Source organism: Chitinophaga sp. CC14 (assembly GCF_048957795.1).
Classification (GTDB): Bacteria; Bacteroidota; Bacteroidia; order Chitinophagales; family Chitinophagaceae; genus Chitinophaga; species Chitinophaga ginsengisegetis.
Map to the genome: position 1 here is coordinate 769,917 of NZ_JARBFY010000003.1, position 18,359 is coordinate 788,275.

Consider the following 18,359-nt stretch of genomic DNA (forward strand, 5'->3'; position numbering starts at 1 on the left):
TTGGGGTTGTTGATGATCAGGTTATGCTGCCAGCCAGTTTTGCATTTTTGTAAACAGCCGGTTTGTCCAGTTGCCCCCGCAATGGCTGTTACAGCCTGTATCGGTCACTCCTTCGCTGTTGAGCTTGAAGGGAGAGCTATTGTTGATGGCATCATACAGGGCTTTACCTGCGAGCCCGCCGGGATCGGGCGAGCCGGAGCAGGTAATGGTATATATGGGCAGATGAAAATAAGTGGCGCCCTCTATAGCTCCGCAGGCAGCAAGTACGCCTTTGCAATAGGCCAGCTTGGCCGTCCATGCGGTATTGTTCAGGAGCATATAGGCCGCGTAAGAATAGCCTCCCACCACGGACTGGTTTTTATCCAGTCCGAATTTACCTGCCAGAGCGGTTATACATTTATCGTAATCCTCTGCTACGATGTTGGAGCTGGCATCCCAGTCGGCCAAACCGGGTGTTTTCCGGTATTGCACGATGGCGGCTATATAGTTATTTTCCGCTGCTTTGCGGCAAAGCGCTATCTCGGGGTCGCCATCCAGGCTACCCGGTCCGGGGTTTTCGGCGTCGTTGCCGCTGCCCATCACCAGTATGCCGTAGGGACTTGTGGCGCCTTCTTTTACAAATAGCTTGTAGGTAACGCCATTGGTGGTTTCCACGGTGACTTTTATTCCGTCATCGGGCTTATTGTCAGCGTCTTTACTGCAGTACAAAATAAAGAAGGCGAGTAGTCCTGTGCAGCAGGCGAGTTTGAAAAAGAAACGTGTTTTCATGATTACCTGATTTTTGGGGTTATTGGGTTATCTGCAATCTGCAGGGATCAGTTTCCAGAGCTGTTGACTACTGTTTGCGGTGATGCTGCCAAAGCCTGGTTCTTCGCTGGTTTGCGTGCCCTGCAGGGCATCATTATTGAGCTTTGCACTTCTTATTCTCCAGAGGCCGGGTCGTCCGGCGGGTTCTATATGGAATTGCGCGCTTCCACCTCCCATAAAATCGGGGCTCACTACAGGGGGGCGGTCGCTTACGGAAGGATGGGGCTGGAAGATGAGGGCGTCATAGCCGCATAAGTGGATAGACGTGTTCTTCCCCTTTACCTCAAGTACCCATTTCTGTGTACCGCTATGGCTGAAGGGCCGGAGAAATACGTTTTGTCCCTCCGAAGGGGAATTGGGTGTCAGCGCTCTTCCGCTGTTCGCATGAATGATATAATAACTGCCGCTGCCCAGTACAGACACGCCTGTTTCTGTTCCCCTTCTTTCGGGTACTGTAGCCGTTTTGCAGGATATCATCAGTAACGTTATTGCGCCGTAGGCCATATTTGTTTTCATGACGGTTAATTTTATGATTAGGTTGAGCGGAGCCCGGTGTAGGGCTGTATTACCTCATTCCCGATGCCGTTGCAGGGGTACTTCACCATGCCGGATCAAAATTGCCATACAAACGGGAATGGAGGAAGTGCCGTTTAGCAGATGGGGGAAGTGAATGAGCCGGCGGCGAGTTGTGCTGGCAGCCGGCAGCTAAAAGGGATGGCTGCTTTTGAGTCCTGATATCAAAACAAATTGCAGATTTAATCGTAATATTAGATCATTGAACCGCGCAGTATATGTATTTTACCAGTGTGCCTGATCATACAGAACCAGGATTTGATGAAGTATTGTATTTCAGCAAATTCAAAAAGCATAATATTATTATTAATGCGGAAAGCAGTCATAGTCATTGCGACGATCATGTAGGATGTCTTTCTGTTAAAACGGTGCTCAGCGGAGAGGAGTGCTATGGAATTGATCGTCGCAGGCTGGTTATAAGGCCCGGGCAATTCCTGGTGTTGAATGACGACCAGCGTTATTCCTGTCGTACTGACGGCGACGAAAAAGTGAAATGCTTATCCGTATTCTTTCAAAAGGAATTTGCTTCATCAGTGTTTGATGATATGCTTAACAGTGAGGAAACACTGTTGCAGTACCCATCTTCAGATAATAAAACCGCACCTGAGTTTTTTCAAACACTTAATACTATCACACCTGATTTGCAGGCGCAGCTAACCGGGCTTACCACCACCATTGAAAACAGGGGGTATGATGCAGCGATGGCAGATGAACGCCTGGTTTTTTTATTGCAGCACCTGATCGGGGTACATAAGTCCGAAATGGTTCGCGGGGATAAGGTAAATGCGGTGAAGGCAACCACGAGAAAGGAGATCTACAAACGGTTATGCATAGCCAGGGATGTCCTGCATTCTTCTTATACTGAAAATCTTGATTTATATAAGATCAGTCATCTGGCCTGTTTATCTGTTCCTCAATTAATCAGGCAGTTCAAAGCGGTGTTTCATTGTACGCCTTATCAATACCTTATCCGCATCAGGCTGGAGCATGCTGCCCGGTTGCTGCAACACACCAACAAACCTGTGCAGGAAATCACCTGGATATGCGGGTTTGAAAATACGAGCGCTTTCTGCCGGGCATTCAAATCAGCTTATGGCATTCAGCCTATGATTATCAGAAAAAAATAAAATTGAGCATTTTTGCACATCTCATCGGCTGGCGTATGTATAATTTGGGTGTTATATGATGTTTATAAAGATGAAAAGAATAATATCAGTATTGGCTTTTTTGTCATTTTTACAGTTAGCCCGCGCGCAGGAAATAATGATACCGCTGTATGAGCAACATATTCCGAACTCCAGAAAGATACCGCCGGATTATATAGAAGAAACGGATACCTCGGGTTTAGTAAGAAAAGTAACGCAACCTGGCCTGATACCTTTTTTCCCAAAGAAGGGAACCGCCACTGGCACGGCTATCCTTATTTTTCCCGGAGGCGGATATTTTGTGCTGGCGCCGGCTACCTGTTATGAAATTGCCAAAGCGCTCACTGAAACGGGCGTCACTGCGTTTGTAGTGAAATACCGTTTACCGCATGATACGATCATGATTGATAAAACGATTGGCCCGTTACAGGACGCCCAGGCAGCCATCCAACTGGTACGTAAAAGGGCCGCAGAGTGGGGCATTGATCCTCACAAGGTGGGCACAATGGGACTTTCAGCAGGTGGTCACCTGGTATCAACAGCAGGCACGCAGTTAAACAGGGTGGTGGTTGAAAATAAAGCAGGGATCAATCTCCGGGCGGATTTTATGGCACTGTTGTATCCTGTTATCATCTATGATCCCGCTATTCCAAGAACCCGCGAAAACCTGATTGGTAAAAATCCATCTGCCACATTGCTGGATCTTTACAGTACCGATAAACAGGTTACTGCAAATACGCCACCAACGTTCCTGGTACATGCTGTTGATGACGATGTAATACCTGTTAAAAACTCACTCCTGTTTTTTAATGCTTTACTACATGCAAATGTAAAAGCGGAAATGCATATCCTGCAATCCGGTGGTCATGGTTTTGGCTTAACAGATCTTAACAGCGGGAATAACTGGTTTAATTTATTCAAAAGCTGGCTGGCGGAGAATGGGTTTTAGGGTGATGATGCATAATAAAACGGTCATCATTTTTTCATATTCCATTCTTTTTGCCTGAAAGAAAATGATGGAACCCGAACCGTAAGGGGTGAGCGGAAAGATATTTTTCCTTAAAGAGCAGCACGATAGCTGCTGCAGCCAGCAAAAGCGTGGATGGAAAGGCGGAACCGGCACCCAGTGGGGCTATCGCTATCAGGAACGTAGTGACGGCGATTAACCCCAGCTTCCTCAGTGCGCCCCTGGCAGCGATAAAAATCCCTGCTGCCAGCTGGCATATTGAAATAGACACGACAATTGCGGTAATGTTATCCCGGAAAGCCCCATAAATGAATTGTTCATAAACCGGTGAAACGGTCATGGCACCGTAGACCATAAACAGTTCTGGTTCCCGGATGGCCATAACAGCATTAAAAAAGGCCGCCCCGATGAATATCAATGCCAGGAGGAACCTGGCAATAAGCGGCCAGAAAATCGCTGTTATCAAAACTACCAGGCTAATTAGGTTGGCTACCAGGTAGGTGGGAGAAAAGATATTGGCGTGCATGATATCAGGTTTTGAAGTATGAATGACCCGGAATAATTTTCTTCTTTCGGTAATAAAATTATAAGAATATTTACTGCGGGTGAATGATAGCGGTCATACCTGTTCTTGATTCAGGTCATAGCCCCAATGATGACGAAAATCAGGATCCTGACTAATCCGGGTCATAGGTCATTTTCCCTTCCGGCGCTACTTTTGGGCAAAACAATGCCATGCAGAAGATCGCAGCTATATTTGATGGCCTCAGATTTTCAGAAAGTACCCTTCATTATTCCATCTGGATAGCGAAGCAACAGCACGCACATCTGACCGGGGTTTTCTCCAACGACCTGACCTATAATAGTTTTAGTTTATACCAGTTGTTGAAAGCAGGAACGGACCAGGCTACTCTCAGGAAACTTGAAGCCGCTGATGAAGAACGGCGGGAGGCTGCTGCGGGCATATTTGAAGCTGCCTGCCAGCAGGCGGACATAGCCTACAGCGTTCACCGCAATAGGAACATTTCCCTTCAGAGTGCCCTGGAAGAAAGCATTTATGCAGATTTACTGATTGTAGACGGGCAGGAAACATTTGTGCACGATGTTATGAAGCCGCCCACCCGTTTTATCCGCGACTTGCTGACGGATGTGCAATGTCCTGTGCTGATTGTGCCCGCCCGGGTGCTGGCGCCGGCTGTTTTTAGCGATATCAGGAATGTAGTGCTGTTATACGACGGTGAACCATCTTCTGTATATGCGATAAAAATGTATAATTACCTGTTACCCTCCCTGCAAGCATTGCCAACAACTATTGTATCCGTTAATCCCGAAGGAAACCACCTCGAAAATAAGCACCTGATAAAGGATTTTATAAAGAGGCATTTCCCCAAAGCTGGGTATAAAGTAATGGATGGCATACCCGAGGAGGAAATTGTGAGCTATATGCTTGAACAGCCGGAGGGGACCATTGTAGTACTGGGAGCTTACAGGAGAAGCACAGTTTCCCGGTGGTTCAGGGAAAGCATGGCAGATGTACTGATGCAAACATTATTTTCTCCCCTGTTTATAGCTCATAATAAATAATGACTATGATCATAAACAGCCAGATTACTGATCGAGGTCATGTTTTGCAGGCCCGGCCGGTAATAATTTAGCGTATTAGATATTAAAAAATAAGATGATGCCAGATAGTTTGAACGGACATGTGCCAGCGCATGAGTCCTGGAGATATATATTGAGAGTGATGGAAGATGAAACCATTCTTTTTAAAACAAAACTAGCACATATACTCTCTGATAATTTTGAAAGAAGTCATCTGAAACATCTCGAAGTTTTTCAGCACAGGTTCCTGAAAATGGATGAACAGATAAGTTTACTCAGACATGAAGTAAGAGATCTGCAGGAAGCAATGCTATGTAGTAATGAACAAACCACCCGTCCGGTAAGTGTTACCATATTACAGAAAATGTTAACCGAAAAAATGGACCGGATACAAAGCAGCTTTGATATATTAGCCTCAGACTTTCAGCTGTATTTAAAAGAACATTTTCCTTCCAGCTGATACTTTAAGTTGGCTGGTTTCTCCTGTTATTCTCCTAAGAGGACAAACCGGAACCATCCGGTTTCCGGATATCTTCTTTCCTGTTACCTGACTGCTGTCATATAACAGGGTGATTATCCTCATTTGCCTGTGACAACAACAATGGTAAACTTGTATTAACTAAAATGCTTTTTTATGCAGATATATATTCGTGGAGAAGCAATAGTAAAGGATATACAGGAGAAATTTCAGACGGCATATCCATACCTGAAACTGGAGTTTTACAGGAAGCCACATCGGAAAGGAGAGTATTCTCCTGAAGAAGAGAAAATATCTCCGGATACTCCAATTGAAAAAATAAGGATCCGGAATGAGCCCGGATGGATGGATATCAGCTATTACAGAACAGCCGCTGCAGTGGAACATGATTTTAGCTACATTTTTGGATTAAGCGCGCAGATACTTCGCAAAGCAGGGACACTATGGCTGGAAACTACCAGCACCGATAGCTGGACGTTGGAAGAATTGAATAATGCAGGAAAACCGTCAAAGAACCACACTTTCCGGTTGCCGGAACGTCCGGATGACGATTGATTTAATTCGCCCAATCCCACCGGTTTATACTTAGATCACAGAACGAAAATCAGGATGTAAAATGACGGTGATCATTCCTGGGTTTTAAAATTGCCGCTAACTTTATTCAGACAGACAAAAAATCACTACGGAAGTCTGTTATTACCATCATTGTTTAACTAAGAAGCATGAAAAAACTACTGCTGGCCTTAGATGGCTCCCACTTTTCCAAAGGCGCTTTTGAGTTTGCCTGTCAACTGAATGATATGCAACCGCTGTTGCTGACCGGTACATTTTTGCCTAAAATGGATTTCTCACCTTCCTGGAATTCTGCTCTTGTTTCCGGTTCTGTATTTGAATCTACTTTGGAAAGATATAGTGATGAACTGGTAGACGAAAATATAAAAACCTTTGAAGAAGCCTGCATCCGGCACCATATTGAATACAGGGTACATAAGGCGCCATACGACTTCACTTTAGGAGACCTGAAGAAGGAAACACGCTTTGCAGATCTGCTGATACTGGGAAGTGAGAAATACTACGAAAACCTGGGCACCGACGTTCCCAATGGGTATTTAAAAATGGCGCTACATGACGCAGAATGCCCCGTGTTGCTGATACCGGAGAATTCCTGTTTCCCCGAAACGATTGTCATGGCCTATGATGGCAGCAGGGATGCCATCATTGCTATTAAGTCTTTTTGTTATCTCCTGCCGGAACTGTCAGGCAAAAAGGCTGTTCTTGTATACGCTACCGATAAAGAGAAGGCGGCTGTCCCTGAAATACAACTGATGGAAGAATTCGCAGCACGGCATTTTACGGATCTCACTATTCATACACTGGGAGGCGACCCCGGAAAATATTTTGATACCTGGCTTGCAGATGCCGATAAGCCGATGCTGGTGTGTGGATCTTTTGGCCGTTCAGCGCTTTCGGAATTATTCAGGAAAAGCTTTGCCACGGAAATTATGAGCGAACATAAGATACCTGTTTTTATTGCACATTCTTAAATAATAAATACCTCAGGTATGTCCGGAATTGTCACCATTACATTAAATCCCGCAATAGATAAGAGTACAAGCGTTCCTGTGCTTGTGCCGGAAAGAAAGCTGAAATGCAGTGTACCTCTTTTTGAACCCGGAGGTGGCGGGGTTAATGTGGCCAGGGCTATTATACGGCTGGGGGGCAACGCGAATGCGGTGTATCTCGGAGGAGGGCACAGTGGTAAATTTTTTGAATCACTGTTACATGCAGAGGGTGTTCCCGGAATATCTGTTCCCATTGCAGGCCATACCCGGGAGAACCTGATCCTGACAGACAGCAGTAGCCATGCCCAGTATCGTTTAGGCATGCCAGGGCCGGTGGTGGATGATTATGAGTGGCAGCACTTACTGGAAGTGATCCGGCAGATGGAAGGGATTAAATATCTCGTTGCCAGTGGCAGTTTGTCGCCCGGTGTGCCGCCGGATATATTTGCCTCTTTCAGTGCTATAGCAGCCATCAAGGGCGCCCGTTTTATTGTGGATACTTCGGGCGAGGCACTACGGGAAGCTTTACGGGAAGGGGCTTATCTGATCAAACCTAATATCAGGGAGCTGGCGGGCTTTGCAGGCGTAAGTGCCCTTAATGCAATGGAAATTGTGGATGTGGCCAGAGGGATCATCAGCAGGAACCGCTGCGAAATAATAATAGTATCTATGGGAGAAGACGGGGCGATGCTGGTAACTGCGGATCTTTCAATAAAGATACCGGCGCCCGTGGTTCGCAGGGTAAGCACCGTTGGCGCAGGAGACAGCATGCTGGCCGGCATTGTTTATAGCCTGTTTACCGGCAAGGATATCCTCGAAGCCACACAGTTTGGAGTAGCCTGTGGTACCGCCGCTACATTGCATCCCGGCACTGCATTATGTAAGAAGGAAGATGCGCTGACACTTTTTGAAGAGATACGCAGGAAGCAGCCGTTAACTACGGGTATTAAGAAATGAAAATATCAGTAATACGCTATGCCATTGAATATATAAAAAGCAGACGATGAAAAATGAACTGAGTGGAATGCTGCATCAAAACGAAGCCTGGAAGGAAATATTAAAGCAACTGGAAAATGAGAATATCTTCTTTAAAACAAAATTGACAGATATTCTGACAATGGATTTTCCTAAAGTCCAATTGGCACACCTGGAGTTTTTCCAAAGCAGGTTTCTGAAAATGGATAGCCAGATAGGTTTACTCCGGCATGAGATCCGGGAGTATACTATTTTGCTGAAACAGCTTTTGCAAACAGACAGGCCGGAGCAGGAATTCCTGAACCGGTATAGAAACCTGGAGGAAAACATCTTTTCCATCCGGGAAAGCTTTCACCTTTTAAGGGCCGACTTTCAGGACTATTTGTCGGATGCGTTTCCGGGTGTTTCAGCAAAGCATATTGGATAATTTTTTTTCATCCAGGAGCACTACGGCACCATCCCTGATATCAATCAGTTTTTCGTCGCGGAAATCGCTCAGTGTGCGGATCAGCGACTCAGTGGCTGTACCTGCAATAGTTGCCAGGTTTTCGCGGCTCACGTTGATGATGAAAGGCTGCTCTTTTTGAGGATTGTATTTATTATGTAAACTGATCAGTGCATCGGCCACTTTTTTGCGAAGCGAATTGTAGGCAAGCCCCAGCAGCTGTTGCTCTTTTGCGGCTACATTTTTAGCCAGCATGCGGATAAGCTGAACAGCTATTTCATGATTATTATGAATGAGTTCTTCAAAGTCGTTGAGCGGAATCATGGCTACTTCGCTTTCCTCCATTGCAATGGCTGTTTCCTTATAAACGCCGCCTTCCAGTAAAGCGGTGTAGCCAATAAAGTCGCCGGCGGTGAAAAGATCTATGACCAGTTCTTTACCAAGATCATTGGTTTTTATCGTTTTTATTTTACCGTGTTGCAGATAGAATAAGCGGGTAGGGTGATTACCTTCCGTGTAAATGGCCTGCTTCTTTTTAAATTTATCAATGTTCCTTCCTTCTGCCAACGCTTTCAGCGATTCTTTACCGGTGGCTTCATACATCAGCTTGTTCAATCCCTGCAGATCGGGTGCAAAATGTTGTTTTCTGATAGCTGCCTTTTTCAACCGCCTTTCTATGGCATCCCATAACTCGGTTCCGCTGAATGGTTTGGTGATATAGTCATCTGCTCCCATTCCCATTCCTTTGCGAAAGTCGGCTCTTTCAGTTTTGGCAGTCAGGAAAATAAACGGGATATCTTTCATTTCTTCGTGCTGCTGCATCAGGTGCAATACGCCAAAACCATCCAGCACGGGCATCATAATATCACATATCACCAGGTCGGGTTTGTGGCTGAGGATCATTTCCACTCCGATCTTACCATTTTCTGCCGTGATTACATTGTATCCCGCTATGGCAAGAATATCCACTGTATTTTCACGTAATTCCTCATTATCTTCAATTAATAAAATAGTTTTCATGACTGATAGGGGATGTTTTTAGCATCTAACTCAAAATTAATTGTAAAGGTTGTACCGGCATTGAGTTCACTTTTGCAGGCAATGCTGCCGTTCATCAATTCGGTGTATTTGTTTACAATATGTAACCCAAGACCTGTTCCCTGTATATTACTTACATTGGTGCCCCGGTAAAATCTTTCGAAGAGGTGTTGCTGATCTTCGTGCGACATGCCGATGCCGCTGTCCTTAACGGTGAGCGAAAATGCGTGGTCACTTTTCACCGTAAAGATCTCTATCACGCCATCGGACTTTGAAAATTTGATAGCATTTCCAACGAGGTTCATGGTAATATGCTTAAGCAACGAAGGATCCAGCAATACTGTTGGCTCCCCGCTGTGGCGGTATTCAATTACCTGCTTTTCTTTAGCCAATTCCTGCATCTCCTGTATGATGTTATTGAAATAGTCTTCTATGTCGAAATCAGCAAGACGAACCTGTACTTTTCCTTCCTCAATTTTACCTACAGAGAGGAAATCGTTCAGGGTATCGGTCAGCAAAGTCACCGAGTTAACAATCCGTTGTATATGTTTGTTCCGGGTTGGCTGGTCTTTTTCTTCTGCATAATGTTTTACCAGGAATGCAGAAGAAAGGATGGTGCTAAGGGGAGTTCTGAACTCGTGGGAGGCCATAGATACAAAACGTGACTTCAGGTCTCCCAGTTCTTTTTCTTTACTCAATGCTACCGTCAGTTCTTCTTTTGATATTTTGAGTTGCTCCAGCGCTTTTGTGAGCTGCTGGGTGCGTTCTTCCACCATGCCTTCCAGCTCATCGTTCAGTCTTTCTATCTTTTCTTCCGCCTTCTTTCTTTCAGTAATATTATTGACATAGGCGATTACAAAGTGTCCTTCTTCGTTGGCATAATGACTAAGACTGATTTCCACCGGGAATTCTGACCCATCTTTTCGAACGGCAAACAAATCCATGCCAATACCCATAGGTCTGCTTTGGGGGTGGGCATTGTAGCGGTTCCTGTGTTTTTCATGCCTGTCATGAACGCGCCTGGGAATAAGCACTTCCACTTTATGCCCTAACAGTTCTTCCCGTCTGTATCCAAACTGGTCAAGGGCGAAGTCGTTGATCAGTATAATTTCCCCCTGTTGATTAGTTACCAGGATACCTATGCTGGCATAATCGAACAGGGCGCCAAAGCGCTCCAGCTCCCTGTTTAGCTGCTGCTTGAATTTGCGGTCTGTAAGAGAATCTGTGATGCGGAAAAAGCAATATTCTTTATTGTTATTACGTAGTAATATTTCTTCATAAAGTCCCTGAAAGGTTTCTCCCCGGATATTTTGCCATTGGCGCTCTTTGGTCAGAAGATTATCTTGTGTTGCCTGTGCACTGAAACTGCCTCTACCCAGCTGATTCTGGTCAATCAGTAATTCAAGTTCAGCATAATCATCTGTTCCCAGCATTTTCATGCCGGCATCACTGATATAAATCAGCTTACCGCTTTCCAGTTCCCTTATAGCTACAAGGCCCGGCATACGTTCCATGATAGCGGCAAACATTCCCAGTTGAAAATTGATGTCCAGATCACTGATAGAAAAGCTCATAGGCTTACATAGTAGTTGTTACCGGCGGAAAGATAAGGATTTTATCTGTTTGAATCAAGATCAGGGCGGCGAAACAAGGGGATATGACCGCTATCATACAGCCGGCTGACTGATCTCATTTTGGGAGAACCTGCCGTGGGCTAATATTGTAGTAACATAAACTTTTTATCATGGATATCTATATAAGTGAAGAAGCTGTGGTAGGGGATATACAAAAGAGGTTCAGGGAATTTTACCCCTATCTCAGGCTGGCATTTTACTGTAACCCGCACAAAAGAGGGGAATGCTCTCCTAAGGAAGAAGCTGTGCTGCCTGAAACACCTATCAATAAGATCAGGATGATACATAATTCCGGATGGCTGGACGTTAGCTATTACCGGCTGGCGGCGGCTGTGGAACACGACTTCAGCCACGGGTTTGGTTTGAGTGCGCAGATCCTGCGCAGGTGTGGCGACTTGTGGCTGGAAACCACCACCACTGATAACTGGACACTGGAGGAATTGAATATCGCCGGCCGGCCGGTAGAACGGCAGCGGTTCCGGCTGCCGGATGAAATGGAAGAAGAATAACTAAGAACGTTCCGCCCCGGGGAAATGGCCTGCCGGCAGGCTGATCAGGTGCTTTCAAACCTGCCGGTTTTTTCAGTGATCCTTATCCGGTAAACAATAGGTCTTATCATATTTTCAGGTATTCTTTCCTTCACTATTTCCTCATGCATGCCGGATACTCCTGCTGTTTCGCTTACCTGCAGGTGTGCCAGCCGGCTTATAAGGAATTTCATGGCATAAAATCTTTCCTTGGGATCTGTTATTTCTTCATAGTCCCCCCATAAAACAACACTGCGCCAGTTTGCCATATCGGTAATTTCATCCACCTGGAAACAGATATGCGGGTGTTGCCGCATCATATCAATTTTCATCCCTTCGTTGGAGTGTATCACCAGGTAGGTGTTGTTGAAAGCATAACTAACAGGTACTATATATACTTTTTGCCCATCGGTACATCCGATGCGGCCTGTTACATTCCGGGCCAGTACAAGGTCAATCTGATCCAGGTTTAATTTGCCTAACATAAAAGTTTGTGTTATGATGATTAAATCCAGGTCATCAACTGAAAACCCTGCCGGTTGGGCAGCAGTGGATGCCTGGAAGAACTTCCAAATGTATTAAGGTAACGTATGCTTATTCATGATTATGATTAGCCGGGCATATGATTGTTATCAATCTTCCGGTTACTGATAAGCGCCTTGGTATTGATACCGGGCGATATGATTACAATCAGGATCTCTATTGAGATTGATCATTTTTTCATGTGCCGGCGCGCAATAGTTTAGCATAAAGTTATTAACCAAAAACAAGGAGGTATGTATGTTATCTCAGTCAGTAAGTAAATACGGAGGAAATGGGCAAATGATTCTGATGGCGGCCGGTTTTTAGCGGAACTAATTTAAAATCCTGAAAAATAGTGTTATGAAAAAAATATTATTTATCACAGATGCGGTAAGCTTTAACGGACCTAGCCTTGAATTTGCCTGTTATCTCTGTAACCTCACGCATTCAAAACTTACAGGTGTGTTTCTTGAAAACCAGGTGCTGGAATTGAGATCGGCAGAGGATATCCGGGAAATTGCGATCGGAAAACCAGTTCCGGGAATTGCATTGGAAGATCAGAAAAATCTCTTCAGAGATAAAAATATAGACCGGTTCAAAAACATCTGTGAGTCTAATGGCGTGAATTGCCTGGTACACCTGGATGCAGGTATGCCGGTTACGGAAGTGGTAAAAGAAAGCCGTTACGCCGACCTGATAGTATTGGATGCTGCTACGTCATTTTCATGGAAACCGGAAAGCATTCCTACAGCATTTGTAAAGGAGGTACTGGAGAAATCGGAATGCCCGGTGGTGATAGCGCCGGAAGATTTTGACGGAGTGGACGAGATTATCTTCACCTACAACGGAAGCTGTTCATCAGTATTTGCGATGAAACAGTTCACGAACCTGTTTCCTCAGCTTGGAGCATGTAAGGCAACCGTGCTGAGTATAACAGAAACCGGTAAACCCATTAAAGGCGACGAAGCAAGGCTGCGGGAATGGCTGGATACGCACTACAATAACGCGGAGATCCAGGCGGTGGAAGATGAAAGCGTTAGTACCCGTTTATTGGAATTTATGTTCAGCAAGGAAAAAGTATTTATTGTAATGGGAGCATACGGACGGAGTGTTTTGTCCACCGCATTTGTTCCTAACCCGGCTACGCTGGTAGTAAAGCTGGTGACGCAGCCCGTTTTTATCACTCATTATTAATTGTTTAAAACTATAATCACTATGAAAAAGATTATTGCTGCAATAGATGCGCTTCACTTTTCAGACGAACAGGTAGAAGCATTTAAGTATATAGCCAGAGAGGCAGAAAGCTCTTTAACAGTAGTATGCCTGGATGACATTGTAAGTGAGCTGACGCCAATGGGCACCATGTATCCGGGAGGTTATGCCTATAATTATGAACAGATTACTGCTGAGAGTAGGGCAGCGCTGGAATTCCAGCGGGATAAAAACCTGAAACAACTGCATGAGATCTGTGATGGCAGTAATGTGGATATTAAGGTCCGGGAAACTGCTGGAGTACCGGTGGAGAAAGTAGTGGAAGAAAGCAGGTTTGCTGATCTTTTGCTGATTGGTAACAGCACGTCGTTTGCCACACTGTACGAGACGGATCCTCCCCGGTTTGTAAAAGATTTGCTGGCAGAAGCGGAATGCCCGGTGATGGTTTTGCCGGAAGTGATGTCGCCGGTCAAAGAGATCATATTTTCCTATAATGGCACCTTTTCTTCTATGTATGCTATCAGGCAGTTCACCCAGCTTTTCCCGGGATATGCTGATATGCCGGTGAAAGTGGTGTATGTAGCGGAGAATAATAACAAGGTAATGCCCTGGGAACCCAAACTCCGGGAATACCTGGATATGCATTATGACACAGTGGAGTATATCATCCTGAATGGCGAGCCGGCAACAGAGTTCCTGGCATTACTGATTCACCGGAAAGACTGTATTGTTACTTACGGCGCGTACGGCCGGAGTGGCGTTTCCCGTTTCTTCCATCGCAGCGATGCTGATAATATTCTGCGTACGGTAAACATACCTGTATTCGTTACCCATCCTTAAAATGAGCTGATCATGAAAGGTCTTATTATTTACAAAGGCAAATATGGTGCTACCCGTCAGTATGCGCTGTGGCTGGGAAGTATGTTGGGATGGCCGGTTATTCCGGCTGGTTCGGAAACCGCGCAGCAGCTGGCAGACGCAGATTGCATTATCCTCGGTTCCAGTATTTATATCGGTAAACTACAGCTGCGTAAATGGCTGGAACAACATGGCGATGCAATTATCAGTAAACGGTTGTTTCTTTTCCTGGTATCAGGCACGCCTTCTTCAGATAAGGGAAAGCTGGAAGGCTACCTGGCTGCAAATATATCGGAATCCCTGAGGAGCAGGTGTGTGCCTTTCTTCCTGCCTGGAAAACTGGAATTCAATAAGCTTTCATGGATAGACAAGCTGCTATTGACCATGGCTCCAAACTGGCCAGCGATAAAACGGATGACATCTCCATGGAAGATTATAATGATGTTAAAAAAGAGCATCTGGAAGCCATTTTTAATGCTGTCAGGAAGCCGAGTGAGGTGGCTGCGTGATGAAGTACATCATTTCGGTTGTGCTGCCGGTGGCCCCAGGCACTGATCATCCTTTTTTCAGGAGTTGTATTTTATTCTTTTTGAATTTTTCAATTTCTTCCCAGCTTCCGGTGTTCAGGATATCATGCTTACCACAGGCAGCTCTTCTTGTCACCCATACTCCCAGTTGCATAAAGTCGAAGTGAGGCAGGGTATGTGCATCTGTATCAATCACCAGCTTTACATTATTTTTTATCGCCGTTTTAACCAGTTCATCATTCAGGTCCAGCCGGTTTGGGCGTGCATTGATTTCCATAGCCGTGCCGGTGGCAGCGGCCCGTTCAAAAATGAGGTTCCAGTTAACCGGTGAGGGTTTCCGGGCGCCAATCAACCGGCCGCTGGGATGCCCTATACAATGCACATACGGATTTTCGCAGGCTTTTATGATCCTGTCTGTATTGTCGTGAGAGAAGCCGCTATGGATAGAGGCAATCACCCAGTCGAACTGCTTAAGCTGCTCATCTGTGAGACTTAAACGGCCATCTTCCAGGATATCTGTTTCTATACCTTTCTTTATAAAGTTAAAGCCCAGGTATTGATTAACCCGGTCTATTTCAGCAAATTGCCCGGCGAAACTTTCCGGCTGTAGTGACCCTGTTGTTTTTTCATTGGATGCGTGGTCTGTAATTACGATGTACTGGTAGTGTGGAAAAGCATGCAATACATAGTGGGCAATGCGTTCAATGCTCTCTTCTCCATCGCTCCAGTTGCTGTGGATCTGCATATCCCCTTTTATCTGGCCGAATGTGACCAGGGAAAACAGGGAATGTTTTGCCGCTGTAGTAATATTTGTTTCGTCTTCTCTTAATTCAGGATCCGGACATGTCATTTGCAGTAGTCCGTAAATATCTTCTTCGGTGTCCGCGGCTATAAGCTTTCCTGTTTGCAGGTCCGACAACCCATTGGAACTAAACAGGAAGCCTTTGTCCCTGGCCTGGTTTTCAAGCCATTTATTATGCCATACCGGCCCGGTATAGTATAAAAGAGCGGCAGCATAATTTTTCTGGTCAGCCAGCCGGATATCCACCTGCATATGATTCTGTAAAAGGATGCTCACTCTTTCCCTGCCTGCTGCAATGATCCTTGTTACAGAAGGAAGCCTGCTGATTTTGTATATTAAATGTTTCCTGAGCGGCGCTTTTACCTGTACCACCATATCGATATCGCCGATGGTGTCTTTTTTTCTTCTCAGGCTGCCGGTGAGTGCAGCCTTTTCTACTTCAGGGAATTGCTTTACGGCTCTCAGTATTTCTTCAGCAGCCAGCAGCGCGTCCCATAACTGAACGCGGGTATCTTTGGCGAGTTTCAGGGCCCGCCTTATATTTTCTACCTTTCCTGCAGTTAATCCTTTTATGTTGGCCAGCTGTCCTGATGCGACAGCGGTGTTGCATTCATTGATGCTATTTATGCCCAGTTGCTCATGTATAGCCATAACATTGGTGGTACTGATCCCTTTAATCTCCAGTAGTTCAGACAGCGCTTCGGGGATTTTTTTTACCATGTTTTTCATATTGGTAGTTTTAATAGTTATATGTTCCGGTGACTGTTTAAGCCATTTCCGGTTTTGTAAGTTCTTTGCAGAGATGCTGGGCTTCCGCTATCACCAGATCTCTCCTGGGCGCGGCTATCCCTGCTTCTTCCAGGTATGATGCATGTTCCGCTAAAGTTTTGCACAGTATAATTCCTCTCTCCAGTAACCTGCATTTTTCGCTCCGGCTGAGTGTAGTAAGACAGGTAACCGGATATAAACCTGCCTTGTCAATGATATCCTTCAGGCTTTTCCCTGCGGGAAAGTCCCATGACATGAGATGTAATCCCATACATTGTGCGTATTGCACGGCGTCCGTTGAGAAGCGGGTATTGGTAATCAGCCATGCCTCGCAGTGTTGTTGTTTTTTTTCATGCGTGCTTTTCCATTGCCGTTCTATATCCCTGAATCTCGATTCAACATAAAGCGGGATCTTTACATCACAGAAAGTTCCCCGCTGCTGATGATATTTGCATTCCATGATATTGGTGATATTGTTTTTAACCGCCAGTATATCTACCTCATGTTTAACACAATGTCCTTCCAGTATCTGGTTGGTTGTTGCCGTGAAACCTTCCTGCCGGAATAGCTCGGCTACGTATTGTTCAAAGGGAAATCCTGATGGCCCAAGTTCAAATATGGCCTGTTTCAACTGGTATCTTCCGGCGGAAGGTTTCGACAGTTTCTTCAGTAACCCATATGCAATCTTGTATATCATACGGGTCGGCATATTGGGATATACCTGCTGATATAACTCATCCAGAACCGCATCAATCACTTCAGGCCGGGCGCCGGACCTTTTCAGGGATTGCCTGATCTTTTCTGCGGAAAAAGGTACTGTAACTCCGGAGGCTTTGGTGACCAGTATTGATGGCTGTTTTGTTCCCATATGGATCTATGTTTGATAATACTAAAATTAGGATTTGATTCGGGGCCGTTAAATGACCGGTATTAGGTACTTATCTGATTATAATCACCTGCCCATATGAGATGGATCATTTATTTCAACCGCTGCAGGCAATAATTTGGGACCTTAAATCAGAGGTTATGTCAGGTTATTTTGATCATTATTCAGCTAAAGGAAATCACCTGTTAAGTGAGCTGGCGGCAGAACTCGGGGAGCGTGATAATATATCACGCGCTGCAAGGGTGTTACGATGCACACTGCATACATTGCGGCGTTGTTTAAGTATAGAAGAGTCGCTTCACTTTATATCACAGTTGCCTTTAATTATTAAAGGCGTGTATGTTGATGGCTGGAAGGTAAGTCACAAGGAGCGCATAAAAACCTGGGATGAATTTTTGCTGGATTTATTTGATGCAGACGGAGCACTGGCAGGCAGTGATTTTGAAGACAGGGAAAGTGCCGCCATAGCGGTTGCAGCGGTGCTAAGGGTATTAATGGCGCATGTTTCGGCAGGAGAGATGTCTGATATTATAGCACAATTGCCGGCGCAGTTAAGAAGCGCGCTTTTAGCGCTGATGACTAACGATTTTTAGGATTCCTTCCCCCGGAGAGATCCGGAAACCCGGTGACGCGCTTTTTTGTGACCGCCGTTACGATCATGTGTTCCAGTATAGTCCGGTTGTTAAGCCATCGCCATCAATGCCCCGTTTTATCGGCACATTTTCCCGGCATGTCTACTCCCTGAAAATAGCTAAACATAGCGGACTAGTTTTGTGGTACAAACATTTTTATGAAAGCAGCCACAGAACGTAAAATAATCCGCTGGTTACACATTATACTCAGCATCCCCATCCTGGGGTATATTTATGGGCCGGTAGCGGCTAATCCACCCGCGGCCAATGCAGTACGCTGGGTGTTTTTGCCCGTAGTGGCGTTAAGCGGTATCTGGATGTGGAAAGGGCATTTGCTGAAGAAGAAATTAAACAGGCAGCGAAAGCCGTGAGGGTTTGAATATCGTGAAACTCTGGTCC

At 45.4% G+C, this 18,359-nt stretch carries 22 protein-coding genes; 14 read left to right on the plus strand and 8 right to left on the minus strand.

The window, feature by feature from the left end:
• Positions 1–21: 21 nt before the first annotated feature.
• Complete coding sequence (locus PV783_RS13185; protein ID WP_420988306.1) at positions 22–768, minus strand: hypothetical protein; 747 nt, start codon at positions 766–768, stop codon at positions 22–24.
• Positions 769–795: 27 nt separating this feature from the next.
• Positions 796–1,323 (minus strand): RICIN domain-containing protein, encoded by a 528-nt coding sequence (locus PV783_RS13190; protein ID WP_420988307.1) that lies wholly within the window; start codon positions 1,321–1,323, stop codon positions 796–798.
• Between the two features lie 275 nt (positions 1,324–1,598).
• Here PV783_RS13190 and PV783_RS13195 point away from each other — a divergent pair, with 275 nt between their 5' ends.
• Positions 1,599–2,507 (plus strand): helix-turn-helix domain-containing protein, encoded by a 909-nt coding sequence (locus PV783_RS13195; RefSeq protein ID WP_420988308.1) that lies wholly within the window; start codon positions 1,599–1,601, stop codon positions 2,505–2,507.
• A 70-nt stretch (positions 2,508–2,577) separates the two neighbouring features.
• The gene (locus PV783_RS13200; protein ID WP_420988309.1) at positions 2,578–3,474 is read left to right on the plus strand and encodes an alpha/beta hydrolase; all 897 of its coding nucleotides are present in this window, start codon (positions 2,578–2,580) and stop codon (positions 3,472–3,474) included.
• Between the two features lie 34 nt (positions 3,475–3,508).
• Here PV783_RS13200 and PV783_RS13205 read toward each other — a convergent pair whose 3' ends face one another.
• A complete protein-coding gene (locus PV783_RS13205) occupies positions 3,509–4,018 on the minus strand; it encodes a hypothetical protein (RefSeq protein ID WP_420988310.1) in 510 nt (169 codons plus the stop codon).
• 209 nt (positions 4,019–4,227) lie between these two features.
• On the opposite strand from PV783_RS13205, the gene PV783_RS13210 reads away from it, so the two are divergent.
• The 6 genes from PV783_RS13210 to PV783_RS13235 all read left to right on the plus strand — a co-directional run bounded on the left by PV783_RS13210 (position 4,228) and on the right by PV783_RS13235 (position 8,536).
• A complete protein-coding gene (locus PV783_RS13210; RefSeq protein ID WP_420988311.1) occupies positions 4,228–5,076 on the plus strand; it encodes a universal stress protein in 849 nt (282 codons plus the stop codon).
• A 97-nt stretch (positions 5,077–5,173) separates the two neighbouring features.
• Positions 5,174–5,554: a hypothetical protein gene (locus tag PV783_RS13215; RefSeq protein WP_111578933.1), complete on the plus strand. Its 381-nt coding sequence runs from the start codon at positions 5,174–5,176 to the stop codon at positions 5,552–5,554.
• 174 nt (positions 5,555–5,728) lie between these two features.
• Positions 5,729–6,127, plus strand: coding sequence for a hypothetical protein (locus PV783_RS13220; RefSeq protein ID WP_111578932.1), 399 nt, complete (start codon positions 5,729–5,731; stop codon positions 6,125–6,127).
• 167 nt (positions 6,128–6,294) lie between these two features.
• The gene (locus PV783_RS13225) at positions 6,295–7,116 is read left to right on the plus strand and encodes a universal stress protein (protein WP_111578931.1); all 822 of its coding nucleotides are present in this window, start codon (positions 6,295–6,297) and stop codon (positions 7,114–7,116) included.
• An 18-nt stretch (positions 7,117–7,134) separates the two neighbouring features.
• The gene (locus PV783_RS13230) at positions 7,135–8,091 is read left to right on the plus strand and encodes a 1-phosphofructokinase family hexose kinase (protein WP_420988312.1); all 957 of its coding nucleotides are present in this window, start codon (positions 7,135–7,137) and stop codon (positions 8,089–8,091) included.
• Between the two features lie 46 nt (positions 8,092–8,137).
• Entirely contained in the window at positions 8,138–8,536 is a 399-nt protein-coding gene (locus tag PV783_RS13235; RefSeq protein WP_420988313.1) for a hypothetical protein, read from the plus strand.
• Here the strand turns inward: PV783_RS13235 and PV783_RS13240 are convergent.
• Both PV783_RS13240 and PV783_RS13245 read right to left on the minus strand, forming a co-directional pair.
• Entirely contained in the window at positions 8,516–9,574 is a 1,059-nt protein-coding gene (locus PV783_RS13240) for a response regulator (protein WP_111578928.1), read from the minus strand. The two genes, PV783_RS13235 and PV783_RS13240, sit on opposite strands and share 21 nt — an antisense overlap.
• Positions 9,571–11,166: a sensor histidine kinase gene (locus tag PV783_RS13245; protein ID WP_227024600.1), complete on the minus strand. Its 1,596-nt coding sequence runs from the start codon at positions 11,164–11,166 to the stop codon at positions 9,571–9,573. Before PV783_RS13245 ends, PV783_RS13240 begins: the two co-directional genes overlap by 4 nt.
• Positions 11,167–11,336: 170 nt before the next feature.
• Here PV783_RS13245 and PV783_RS13250 point away from each other — a divergent pair, with 170 nt between their 5' ends.
• Entirely contained in the window at positions 11,337–11,735 is a 399-nt protein-coding gene (locus PV783_RS13250) for a hypothetical protein (RefSeq protein ID WP_420988314.1), read from the plus strand.
• A gap of 44 nt (positions 11,736–11,779) precedes the next feature.
• On the opposite strand, the gene PV783_RS13255 is transcribed toward PV783_RS13250, so the two are convergent.
• Complete coding sequence (locus PV783_RS13255) at positions 11,780–12,238, minus strand: pyridoxamine 5'-phosphate oxidase family protein (RefSeq protein WP_111578926.1); 459 nt, start codon at positions 12,236–12,238, stop codon at positions 11,780–11,782.
• Between the two features lie 397 nt (positions 12,239–12,635).
• On the opposite strand from PV783_RS13255, the gene PV783_RS13260 reads away from it, so the two are divergent.
• The 3 genes from PV783_RS13260 to PV783_RS13270 are packed head-to-tail and all read left to right on the plus strand — an operon-like array spanning position 12,636 to position 14,900.
• A complete protein-coding gene (locus tag PV783_RS13260) occupies positions 12,636–13,469 on the plus strand; it encodes a hypothetical protein (protein WP_420988315.1) in 834 nt (277 codons plus the stop codon).
• Between the two features lie 21 nt (positions 13,470–13,490).
• Positions 13,491–14,327: a universal stress protein gene (locus PV783_RS13265; protein ID WP_111578924.1), complete on the plus strand. Its 837-nt coding sequence runs from the start codon at positions 13,491–13,493 to the stop codon at positions 14,325–14,327.
• 12 nt (positions 14,328–14,339) lie between these two features.
• Positions 14,340–14,900 (plus strand): flavodoxin domain-containing protein, encoded by a 561-nt coding sequence (locus PV783_RS13270; protein ID WP_420988316.1) that lies wholly within the window; start codon positions 14,340–14,342, stop codon positions 14,898–14,900.
• Here the strand turns inward: PV783_RS13270 and PV783_RS13275 are convergent, their stop codons facing one another.
• Together PV783_RS13275 and PV783_RS13280 are read right to left on the minus strand one after the other, a co-directional pair.
• Positions 14,901–16,403 carry a DNA polymerase III gene (locus PV783_RS13275; protein ID WP_420988317.1) on the minus strand — a complete coding sequence of 501 codons (1,503 nt, stop codon included), beginning with the start codon at positions 16,401–16,403 and terminating at the stop codon, positions 14,901–14,903.
• 37 nt (positions 16,404–16,440) lie between these two features.
• A complete protein-coding gene (locus PV783_RS13280) occupies positions 16,441–17,310 on the minus strand; it encodes a hypothetical protein (protein WP_420988318.1) in 870 nt (289 codons plus the stop codon).
• 158 nt (positions 17,311–17,468) lie between these two features.
• Here PV783_RS13280 and PV783_RS13285 point away from each other — a divergent pair, with 158 nt between their 5' ends.
• The gene (locus PV783_RS13285; RefSeq protein ID WP_420988319.1) at positions 17,469–17,921 is read left to right on the plus strand and encodes a DUF2267 domain-containing protein; all 453 of its coding nucleotides are present in this window, start codon (positions 17,469–17,471) and stop codon (positions 17,919–17,921) included.
• A gap of 197 nt (positions 17,922–18,118) precedes the next feature.
• The gene (locus PV783_RS13290; protein WP_079468314.1) at positions 18,119–18,331 is read left to right on the plus strand and encodes a hypothetical protein; all 213 of its coding nucleotides are present in this window, start codon (positions 18,119–18,121) and stop codon (positions 18,329–18,331) included.
• Positions 18,332–18,359: the final 28 nt, after the last annotated feature.

Excerpts from the sequence above, each read along its gene's own strand:
- PV783_RS13185 (WP_420988306.1), bottom strand. The coding sequence starts at position 768 with ATGAAAACACGTTTCTTTTTCAAACTCGCCTGCTGCACAGGACTACTC.
- PV783_RS13190 (WP_420988307.1), bottom strand. The coding sequence starts at position 1,323 with ATGAAAACAAATATGGCCTACGGCGCAATAACGTTACTGATGATATCC.
- PV783_RS13195 (WP_420988308.1), top strand. The coding sequence starts at position 1,599 with ATGTATTTTACCAGTGTGCCTGATCATACAGAACCAGGATTTGATGAA.
- PV783_RS13200 (WP_420988309.1), top strand. The coding sequence starts at position 2,578 with ATGAAAAGAATAATATCAGTATTGGCTTTTTTGTCATTTTTACAGTTA.
- PV783_RS13205 (WP_420988310.1), bottom strand. The coding sequence starts at position 4,018 with ATGCACGCCAATATCTTTTCTCCCACCTACCTGGTAGCCAACCTAATT.
- PV783_RS13210 (WP_420988311.1), top strand. The coding sequence starts at position 4,228 with ATGCAGAAGATCGCAGCTATATTTGATGGCCTCAGATTTTCAGAAAGT.
- PV783_RS13215 (WP_111578933.1), top strand. The coding sequence starts at position 5,174 with ATGCCAGATAGTTTGAACGGACATGTGCCAGCGCATGAGTCCTGGAGA.
- PV783_RS13220 (WP_111578932.1), top strand. The coding sequence starts at position 5,729 with ATGCAGATATATATTCGTGGAGAAGCAATAGTAAAGGATATACAGGAG.
- PV783_RS13225 (WP_111578931.1), top strand. The coding sequence starts at position 6,295 with ATGAAAAAACTACTGCTGGCCTTAGATGGCTCCCACTTTTCCAAAGGC.
- PV783_RS13230 (WP_420988312.1), top strand. The coding sequence starts at position 7,135 with ATGTCCGGAATTGTCACCATTACATTAAATCCCGCAATAGATAAGAGT.
- PV783_RS13235 (WP_420988313.1), top strand. The coding sequence starts at position 8,138 with ATGAAAAATGAACTGAGTGGAATGCTGCATCAAAACGAAGCCTGGAAG.
- PV783_RS13240 (WP_111578928.1), bottom strand. The coding sequence starts at position 9,574 with ATGAAAACTATTTTATTAATTGAAGATAATGAGGAATTACGTGAAAAT.
- PV783_RS13245 (WP_227024600.1), bottom strand. The coding sequence starts at position 11,166 with ATGAGCTTTTCTATCAGTGATCTGGACATCAATTTTCAACTGGGAATG.
- PV783_RS13250 (WP_420988314.1), top strand. The coding sequence starts at position 11,337 with ATGGATATCTATATAAGTGAAGAAGCTGTGGTAGGGGATATACAAAAG.
- PV783_RS13255 (WP_111578926.1), bottom strand. The coding sequence starts at position 12,238 with ATGTTAGGCAAATTAAACCTGGATCAGATTGACCTTGTACTGGCCCGG.
- PV783_RS13260 (WP_420988315.1), top strand. The coding sequence starts at position 12,636 with ATGAAAAAAATATTATTTATCACAGATGCGGTAAGCTTTAACGGACCT.
- PV783_RS13265 (WP_111578924.1), top strand. The coding sequence starts at position 13,491 with ATGAAAAAGATTATTGCTGCAATAGATGCGCTTCACTTTTCAGACGAA.
- PV783_RS13270 (WP_420988316.1), top strand. The coding sequence starts at position 14,340 with ATGAAAGGTCTTATTATTTACAAAGGCAAATATGGTGCTACCCGTCAG.
- PV783_RS13275 (WP_420988317.1), bottom strand. The coding sequence starts at position 16,403 with ATGAAAAACATGGTAAAAAAAATCCCCGAAGCGCTGTCTGAACTACTG.
- PV783_RS13280 (WP_420988318.1), bottom strand. The coding sequence starts at position 17,310 with ATGGGAACAAAACAGCCATCAATACTGGTCACCAAAGCCTCCGGAGTT.
- PV783_RS13285 (WP_420988319.1), top strand. The coding sequence starts at position 17,469 with ATGTCAGGTTATTTTGATCATTATTCAGCTAAAGGAAATCACCTGTTA.
- PV783_RS13290 (WP_079468314.1), top strand. The coding sequence starts at position 18,119 with ATGAAAGCAGCCACAGAACGTAAAATAATCCGCTGGTTACACATTATA.